The sequence below is a fragment of the Rhodobacter ferrooxidans genome (assembly GCF_000176015.1).
Classification (GTDB): domain Bacteria; phylum Pseudomonadota; class Alphaproteobacteria; order Rhodobacterales; family Rhodobacteraceae; genus Pseudorhodobacter_B; species Pseudorhodobacter_B ferrooxidans.
This window is the reverse complement of record NZ_ACYY01000024.1, coordinates 45263-53819: the sequence shown is the minus strand read 5'-3', so window position 1 is coordinate 53819 and position 8557 is coordinate 45263. Positions and strand designations below refer to the sequence as shown.

Annotated in this window: 8 protein-coding genes; all 8 read right to left on the bottom strand. The window is 56.9% G+C overall.

Annotated features, from left to right (window positions below):
- Positions 1-92 precede the first annotated feature (92 nt).
- Positions 93-629, bottom strand: a complete 537-nt coding sequence (locus tag RSW2DRAFT_RS14545; RefSeq protein ID WP_008032264.1) for a chemotaxis protein CheD — start codon at positions 627-629, stop codon at positions 93-95.
- 3 nt (positions 630-632) lie between these two features.
- Positions 633-1688 carry a CheB methylesterase domain-containing protein gene (locus RSW2DRAFT_RS14540; protein WP_008032262.1) on the bottom strand — a complete coding sequence of 352 codons (1056 nt, stop codon included), beginning with the start codon at positions 1686-1688 and terminating at the stop codon, positions 633-635.
- Positions 1689-1742: 54 nt separating this feature from the next.
- The gene (locus RSW2DRAFT_RS14535; protein WP_008032258.1) at positions 1743-4106 is read right to left on the bottom strand and encodes a methyl-accepting chemotaxis protein; all 2364 of its coding nucleotides are present in this window, start codon (positions 4104-4106) and stop codon (positions 1743-1745) included.
- Between the two features lie 148 nt (positions 4107-4254).
- On the bottom strand, positions 4255-4623 hold the full coding sequence (locus RSW2DRAFT_RS14530) for a hypothetical protein (protein ID WP_008032257.1): 369 nt from the start codon (positions 4621-4623) through the stop codon (positions 4255-4257).
- A complete protein-coding gene (locus RSW2DRAFT_RS14525) occupies positions 4623-5009 on the bottom strand; it encodes a response regulator (RefSeq protein ID WP_008032256.1) in 387 nt (128 codons plus the stop codon). Before RSW2DRAFT_RS14525 ends, RSW2DRAFT_RS14530 begins: the two co-directional genes overlap by 1 nt.
- A complete protein-coding gene (locus tag RSW2DRAFT_RS14520; protein WP_008032255.1) occupies positions 5009-5923 on the bottom strand; it encodes a protein-glutamate O-methyltransferase in 915 nt (304 codons plus the stop codon). The genes RSW2DRAFT_RS14525 and RSW2DRAFT_RS14520 overlap by 1 nt, the downstream gene beginning before the upstream one ends.
- Complete coding sequence (locus tag RSW2DRAFT_RS14515; protein WP_040672323.1) at positions 5920-6384, bottom strand: chemotaxis protein CheW; 465 nt, start codon at positions 6382-6384, stop codon at positions 5920-5922. Before RSW2DRAFT_RS14515 ends, RSW2DRAFT_RS14520 begins: the two co-directional genes overlap by 4 nt.
- Positions 6371-8557 (bottom strand): chemotaxis protein CheA, encoded by a 2187-nt coding sequence (locus RSW2DRAFT_RS14510; protein WP_008032253.1) that lies wholly within the window; start codon positions 8555-8557, stop codon positions 6371-6373. The genes RSW2DRAFT_RS14515 and RSW2DRAFT_RS14510 overlap by 14 nt, the downstream gene beginning before the upstream one ends.

The window sequence follows — 8557 nt, the reverse complement described above, 5'->3', positions numbered from 1 at the left end:
ATTTTCACTGGGTCGATACAGTCATCTGGTGGACTTCATTGAGTCTCAACCCTATGGGCTATTCAGACGGAGCACCGGTCATGGTTCCCCCCTCAAAACAATTCGATCATGTTCTGGCGCGCTGGTCTGTTTAGCGGAAGCTGACGTTCGACCGGTGCGAGGTTGGTCGAGGGAACGATCAACATGCGGGCCAGCCCGGAGGTAGGGCGGTAAATTACGCGGCGGGCGTTTGTGCCCCCTAGGCTTTCGCCGAGGCAAGGAATGCCCTCGGTCGCAAGAAATTCCAGCGCAAAACTGGCGTTCGACTTGCCGATATCCCGCAGATCGGCGGAAATCCTTGCTCCGCCGAACAGTTTTGCCTGAAGCCGAGTTTTCTTCGCCCCCTGCTTCATCAAGGCGTTGATCAGCATTTCCATGGCAAAAAGCCCATAGCGTACTGGTCGATTCGTTCCCTCCTCTTGGCCAAATGGCAAAAGAAAGTGGTTCATGCCCCCGACCTTGCGCACCGGGTCGTGAAGGCAGACAGCGACGCACGAGCCCAGAATTGTCGAAAGCACCTCTGACGGATCTTCGGAAATGCGGTATTCACCTTGGACGACGGCAGTGGTTTGATCCGCTTGCAGGTTCATTTTTCAGCGCACCGTCAGGCTTTTTTCGTCGCCTGCCATTTGTGAAAGCGACGCCGAACCTTGTGCGCAAACCCGCAAGACTTCGGCACCAATCTTCTGAATGGGCAACCGGTACTGTACGGCACCCATCTCCCAAGCGGTTTTCGGCATGCCATAAACTACGGAGCTGCCTTCGTCTTGGCCAAAGGTGATGCAGCTGGCCCGACGCAGTTCCAGCAGGCCCGCAGCGCCGTCCTGGCCCATTCCTGTCAAGATCACGCCGACGACCTTTGGTGCAAGTGGCAAAACCGAACGAAACAGCGCATCAACCGACGGTACGTGCCCCGAGACGGGTGGACCTGGCCGAATCTGGCACCTATAGCTTTGGGTGCCGTTGATCAGCATGTGACCCTCGATGCCGCCGGCGACACAAACCATGCCTGGACGCAGTATCAAACCATCTTGTGCGCCCACCACCTGAGGTTTGCACCGCCGATCCAGCAGACGGATCAAGCTTTCCGAAAAGTTCCTTCCGGTATGCTGGACAATCGCCGTGGGTGGGCAATCGAGTGGAAATTCCGAAAGCAGAGTCAACAGCGCGTCCACTCCACCGGTTGAAGATCCGATGACCACAAGTCGATCAAAAGCGGTTTGCTCGACCTTGCGAGGAGTCGGTGCTGGCTGGTTTCCGTAGGTTCGCAAAATCAACATGGCACGGTGAATCTGATTCTGAACAACTTGTGTCGACATCTGGAAATCTATGACCGGTTCCGGTGCTTGCTGCCCGGATTTCATGTGAACAATCGCAAGCGGTAGTTTTTTTTCATCTGTTTCCACGCGGATCCACCGGGAATCGAGCGCATAGAACAGGGACTTCATCGCCTTAAATTCATCGAGCTTCTGAAACTCGCTGGAGATAACCACCAGATCAGGCTCGCGGGCCTCGGAGATCGTAAAGGTTTCAGATAGATCACCGGTCATCGCGATGATCTCTGCACCCGGAACCGTAGAAATCAACTTGCTGATTCTGACACGGTTAACCGGGCTGGTAGAAGCGATGACAACGGTGATCTTGCGCATGAGATTTTCCCTGTTGGTGCCATCAGATCTTCACGGCCATGACGGTCATTCGGATCAGAAATCCTGCCAGATCGCCTTGGTTCCAGCGACGGCAACCTTGGAAGGTGTCGATGAGATTGCTTGGTGTCCCTCACTCGAATCTGCCAACAAGGTTTCAGAACTGGCGAAACTGCTGGGCCGGAAATGCGTCAAGGAGATAGCACCGACCGACTGAGCCTCTGTCTGCGGGACGCGGAACTTTGCCACCAGTTCGGCAAGTCCGGTCGCATCATGGTTCAGCGAATGGCTTGCAGCCGTCGATTCTTCTACCATGGCCGCGTTTTGCTGCGTCACCTGATCCAGTTGAGTCACGCCAATATTGATCTCGGCCAAGCCGGTTGATTGTTCGGCGGCACCGGCTGCGATTGTGGAAACCAGCGTCGAGATATTCGCCACGCTGGTGACGATGCTTTGCAAGGCTTCGCCAGCCTTGCCAACTTGGTCGACACCACGACCGACATGCTGTGCACTTGTGCCGATCAGAGTCTTGATTTCCTTGGCCGCAGTCGAGGAACGTTGCGCAAGTGCCCGAACTTCCGATGCAACGACAGCGAATCCCTTCCCGGCGTCACCGGCACGCGCCGCCTCGACTCCCGCATTCAAGGCCAGAAGGTTGGTCTGGAACGCGATGTCGTCAATAGCGCCAATGATCTGCGAGATCTGTTCTGATGACTTCTCGATTTCGGCCATCGCGCCTACAGCACCCTGAACTACGGCACCACTATCTTCGGCTTCCTTGCGGGCTTGCTGCACGATGTTTTCGACTTCGATCGCGCCTTCGGCGGCCGACCGCACCGATGCTGTCAACTCGTCCAACGCGGCGGCTGTCTGTTCCAAGGCGGCGGCCTGGTTTTCCGTGCGACGCGACAGGTCTTCGGAGGCCGAACTGATCTCGGTCGCGCGGGCACGGATGTTCTGAGATGCCTCAACGACCTGCACGATCGTGTCACTGAGTTTTTCCAGCGTGGCGTTAAAGTCGGAACGCAGGCCATCATAGTCTTCGGCAAAAGCGTCAGTGATTGGCTGAGTCAGGTTGCCCATCGACAGTTCCTGCATCCCGGCGCTCAGCGATTCCACAACATGCCGCAATTCCACCTGCATCCGGTCGCGCTCTTCTTCAGCGATCCCTGCAACTGTCAACTTGTCGAGTAGCGCGTTCACCGAATGCGCGATTACCCCCAGTTCGTCACCCCGATCAGCATCTTGGATGGTGATGTTCAGATTACCATTGGCAATGCTGTCCATTGCCTGGCTGATCCGACTGATCGGTTTGGTGATGGATCGCGAGAAAAAGATGCCAAGTGCAAGGGCGGCGGCAGTAATCATGCCGCCGATCAAAAGGATCTTCAGGATAAGCGCATTCGAAGCAGCCATGACCTCGGCAATGTCGCGCTCAACCACCAAGCCCCAGGAAATTCCCATCACGTCGATGGATTGAGATTCGGCAATGCCAATACTGCCATTGGACAGGGGAACGTCTTCGAAGAACTTTGCAGCGCCGCGGGAGGCCGCGATGATCTGCGGAAGCTGCGGCATGGGATCAAGCGGCTTGAAGCCGTTTTCATGGCGCGAGGCCGACTTGGCGCGCATGTCCGCGCCGACCAGATAGACCTCGCCCGTCTCGCCCAGACCTTCGGGCGAGCCGAGGATTTCGGCTACGGATTGAAGTGAAATCTGCGCTGCAACCAAACCGACGAAACTGCCATTGCGATCAACAACTTTTGTGGCAATGAAGGCTGCGGCAGCGCCATTGCTGGCGGCATACTCGCTGAAATCGCTTAGGAAAACTTCGCCAGGTTTTCCGGCTTCGGCCTTATGCAACACCTCGGCGAGGTTCGATTTGGCATAGGGACCGGTCTGGAAGCTGGTAAGGAAATCTGCATCCTTGGCCACTGAATAAACGACGTTGAAATCTTCGTCCACCATGAAGATATCGACAAAGCCATGCAGGTCGCGCAGCTTGCGCATGACCGGGTGAATTGCGGCATGATCGGCATGGTAAGTTTCCAGGCCAGCGCCGCGATCGAGCAGATATCGCTGGCCCGGTGGATTGGGGTTTTTCGCGATATACTGGCTGATCAATGTGGCTGGCCCTTCGGGCAACAAGTGGAAATCGCCATGAAGCCGGGCAAGGCTTTCTGCGATACCCGGCATTGTGGCCATCGACAACAGGGCGGCGCTGTTGGTTGCCATGAGATTCCGAACACTTTCGGCGCGCACATGGGTGACTTGGTCAAAGCGCTCTTTCGCTTCGGCGAAGCTTGCAGCCCGGAACTGCAACGTATTCACCACCTGCAGGATCCCGGCCGAGGTCAGGCAGAGACCAACGATGAGAAGGGGAAGTTTGAGTTTCAGAGGAAGGGCTCTGAGCGGATTCATGACGCATACCTTCTGTTTTCATGCGACCAGCTCGGGGCCGCTTCAAGATGGGTGATTCTAGAGTGCGGGAGATGAAATATTGCTTAAGCAAATGATTTTGCTAAAATTAGCTCGATCCTTTGCCGACACCGCATCTCGGCAGGTCGGATCAGAATATTTCGATGTGATCGATTCTGTCAGGAACTGCCGACGTCCCTTTCAGCCGGTGGCGCAGGTGTTCCAGACGGAGAGCCCCAAGCACTTCGATCGCGTTCAGCGGCACGGTATTGTGGAGTGCCGCGCCCTGTGCCGCGCTGTTCAGGCAAAGCGCCAGATCCCCCAGGCTTTGATCAAGAAGGTCCAGATCCTGCATGTTCTTTTGCCAGACCGGGCCGGTTGTATTCGCGCCTGGGGCCAGCACCGTTTCGTGCACGGCGTGTTCGACTCGGCGCAGAATTGCCTGGCAATGAGAAAGCTCTGCCGCAACCCTCTGCATCAGCAAAGACGGCGCGAGGGTCACGCTCTCCTGAGTGTTCATTAAAGTTTCCCCACGACGCGTTCAATCGAGCTTTTCAGCGTTACGGTCGTGAAAGGTTTCTTGACCAGATTGTTGGCCCCCAACTCCTGGCCGCGGCGCAGAACGTCCGCACTTGGCGTTCCGGTGATAAGAATGAACCCTATCCGCTGAGTTGAGCGGTTGTTCCGCAATGCTTCCAGCAGATCAAGTCCGCTCATGCCCGGCATGTTCATGTCCGAAATCACCAGATGCACCGGAGCAGCCACGAGTTTGCCCAACGCAGCCCTCGGGTCGCTTTCCGTGGCGATGTGTTTGATGCCGATTTCCTCAAGCGACTGCGTGATCAGTGCCCGACTGATCGACATGTCATCCACCACCATGATGCGAATGGTCTCTTTCAGGCTCATCACGCAACTCCTTCAAAAATATTCATTTTGTTCCCGGACTCGCCGGGCGTCTTGCGGTAGGTGGTTACACCAACGGCTTCTAGACTTGCCGTCGCCGGACCAGACACCCGTTCAGAATGGCCAATGAAAAGGTGACCACCAACCGTGATCAGTTCGGCGAAACGGCTCCACAATCGGCTTTGGGTCGCTTTGTCGAAGTAGATCGCCACATTCCGACAAAACAGCACTTCGAATGGACCGCGGATCGGCCAGTCCTGCATCAGGTTCAACTCGCCGAAGGTGACTATTTCCCGGGCCTTGGCGCCGATGGAAAAGCAATTGGGCTGCCCTGCCACCGTGTCCAGATGTTGCGCGCGGATGGACGGCGAAATGGCCTTCAGTTCGTCGTTTTCATATATTCCGGCCTTGGCCCGGACCAGGATGACGGGATCGACATCGGTTGCAAGCACCCGGATGTTCAACCTTGCTGCCTCAGGGCACAGGTCAAGCAGGATGAAGGCGAGCGAGTACGGTTCCTGTCCGGCCGAACAGCCCGCCGACCATAGGCGCACCCTGCCGCCCGCGCGTGCTGCCTTGATCAGCGGTGGCAGAACTGTTTCCCGAAGCGTTTGGAAATGGTGTTCCTCGCGGAAGAAATGCGTGACGTTTGTGGTCAGGGCCGACAGCATCGCCATCCGTTCGTCGGCACCAGCGTCGCTTTCGATCAGCCGACAATAGCTTGCGAAATCGGTCAAACCGAGCTGGCGCAATCGTTTGGTCAGGCGCGAATAGACGAGATCTTTCTTGACGACGGTCAGGTGGAGCCCGAAATCCATTTGAGCGCGACGCGCGATGACGGCAAAATCTGCATCCGAAAACCCATAATTGGCGACGCCGCCCACAAATGGAGGGGTGCTGGCGGCGGCGGGGTTCATTGGACAGTCCTTTTGCCGGTGGTGATGACGGCCCCAAGGTCGATTACCCGAGTCATACCTTCGTCGACGGTGATGACCCCGATGATGCTCTGGCGTGAATTGTCGGAACGCAGGTCCGGAGTTTCTTGAATTCGGTCCCGGGAAACCGACAGGATTTCCGACACGGATTCAACCAGGAGCCCCACGGTCTGATTGTCATGCGCGGCAATCACAACGACATTTCGCGCATTGTCTGGCGTACGATTCAGACCGAACCGCACGGCCAGATCGAAGATCGGTATGACCGACCCGCGCAAGTTCATCACTCCCAGAACCTCTGCCGGCGCATGTGGTAAGGGCGTTACCGCGCTCCAGCGCCTGATTTCGCGCACTTGGGTGATATCAATTGAAAAACTCTGACCGCCTGTGAAGAAAGTGACGAATTCAACTTCGGACGGCACATGGGATTCAGGCGACTGCAAGGCTTTTCCCTTCGTTCAGTTTGGCCGAGGACCAGTGTTCGGCGGTTTGCTGGACCCGGTTGTTGGCAATGGCTTCGGGATCGAGAATCAGAGCAATCTGGCCATCGCCCAACACGGTGGCTGCAGACACTCCGGGAACGGCGCCGTAATTGGTATCCAGCGCCTTGATCACCACTTGCCTTTGGTCAAACACCCGATCAACCATCAAGGCGCATTGCCCTTGGTTCTCGGTCTCCACCAGTAGCAGCGTATCCGGAGCGGGCAGCAGCGGCGGGCGCACGAACCCCAGTCCTTGCGCGACATCGACCACCGGAATGAATTTTCCGCGGATCAACAGGAGTCTGTCGCTGGTGCCGATGATGTGTAGGTCGCCATCGCCCGGCCGAATGGTTTCCAGAATGGACGTGATCGGAATGACCATGATCTGCCCGGCGACGGAGACAACCATTCCATCCAGAACGGCCAGGGTAAGTGGCAGGGAGATCGTGAATTCGGTGCCATGACCCGGCGTCGAGGCGATGGTGACCCGACCTCCAAGGGTGGTTACGGCATTACGCACCACATCCAGCCCGACGCCACGACCCGACAGGTTCGAGACCGTAGAGGCCGTCGAAAAACCAGGAAGAAACAGTAGCGCATCAATTTCTGAATCGCTTGGTTCCGCTTCTGGAGAAATCAGATTCTTGTTCCGGGCGATTTCCAGGATCTTGCGCCGGTTCAGGCCTGCTCCGTCGTCTCTTATGGTGATAATGACAGCACCCGACCGGTGCGCCGCGGAAAGATGGATGGTGCCACAGGGGTCTTTGCCAGCTGCAATACGGGCTTCGATTGACTCAAGCCCATGATCGACGGCATTGCGGATCATATGAGTCAGCGGATCGGCAAGGCGCTCGACCACGGTTTTGTCGACCTCTGCACCTTCGCCATGCGTCACAAGGCGTGCATTTTTCCCTGTTGAATCAGCAGCCTCCCGGACAATACGCGACATCCTCTGGAATAGCGGTTTCACCGGCTGCGCACGGATTGCCATGACGGCTTCCTGAATGTCGCGCGCCAGAAGTCGGTAATCTTCAACATGGGTCACGACGTCGGCATCGGTTGCAAGACGCAATTCCTGCACCCGCTGCGCGATCATCGACTGGTTGATGATCAATTCACCGACAGCATTGATCAGCCGGTCGACGCGGTCGAGATCGACCCGCAGCGTTGGCTTCGGACCTCTGGCCTCGGTATTGCCGGATTCGCCTGGCCCATCTTCACGGGCGGCGATTTGCTGACGCACGTTGCTGCGTATTTCGGTCTTTTCCAGCGCGATTCCTTCGGTTCCGGACTCCGCAAAGACGGTCACAGGCCTGATCTCAAGTTCCGGGTCAATCGAGATTTCCGGTTGAAGCGACGGTTCTTCAACCGAATTCGACACTGCAATATGCAGATCGCAAAGGCCTTCAACGAATTCGAATACCTCGTCGATTGCCGCCCTTTCTGCCAGCGTCGATAGCCGGATCATCCAACCGAGCTTCGGTTCGGTCGGATCGAAGGAGGAAACATCGCGCAACCGGGACAGATCGAGTTCTGTCGTTACCGTGCCAAGATCGGCAAGCGCGGCAATGAGCAAGGCCGGATCATGTCCGTTGGTGAAAAGCGCCGAATGGGGGCGGAACAGGATCGTGAAATTCTGTTCTGGCGCACCGACATCACTGTCCGTCGGGCCATCCAGATCGAGGAGATCCATCGAAATGGCGGCAAATGCGAAACCTGCGTCGTCGTCCGCCGCCTCTGCTGAAGGTGGTGACCCGAGGCAGGCATCGAGTGCGGCCAGAAATTCGGCGGTCTGGCCGGTATCGGTGTCATCACCGTTGCGGGCATCTTCAACCAGATCGGTCAGGTGATCTGCAGAGCGTTGCAGCGTGTGCATGACTTCCGGTTCAAGATCGAGCCGGTGGCTGCGGAGTTCGTCCAGCACGGTTTCGAACCTGTGGGCAAACCCCACCAGAGCCGCCAGTTTGAACGCTCCGGCACCACCTTTTATGGAATGAACCGCCCGAAATACCGCATTGACGGTTTCATCGTTGTGGCTGCCCGAACTCATCAGCGCCAGACCCTCGGCCAACGCTTCCAGCAGTTCCTCACTTTCCTCGAAGAACATGTCCCGGATCGAAATCTGCGCGCTCAT

Coding starts and splice junctions, on each gene's coding strand:
- RSW2DRAFT_RS14545 (WP_008032264.1), bottom strand. CDS start 629: ATGAACCTGCAAGCGGATCAAACCACTGCCGTCGTCCAAGGTGAATAC.
- RSW2DRAFT_RS14540 (WP_008032262.1), bottom strand. CDS start 1,688: ATGCGCAAGATCACCGTTGTCATCGCTTCTACCAGCCCGGTTAACCGT.
- RSW2DRAFT_RS14535 (WP_008032258.1), bottom strand. CDS start 4,106: ATGAATCCGCTCAGAGCCCTTCCTCTGAAACTCAAACTTCCCCTTCTC.
- RSW2DRAFT_RS14530 (WP_008032257.1), bottom strand. CDS start 4,623: ATGAACACTCAGGAGAGCGTGACCCTCGCGCCGTCTTTGCTGATGCAG.
- RSW2DRAFT_RS14525 (WP_008032256.1), bottom strand. CDS start 5,009: ATGAGCCTGAAAGAGACCATTCGCATCATGGTGGTGGATGACATGTCG.
- RSW2DRAFT_RS14520 (WP_008032255.1), bottom strand. CDS start 5,923: ATGAACCCCGCCGCCGCCAGCACCCCTCCATTTGTGGGCGGCGTCGCC.
- RSW2DRAFT_RS14510 (WP_008032253.1), bottom strand. CDS start 8,557: ATGAGCGCGCAGATTTCGATCCGGGACATGTTCTTCGAGGAAAGTGAG.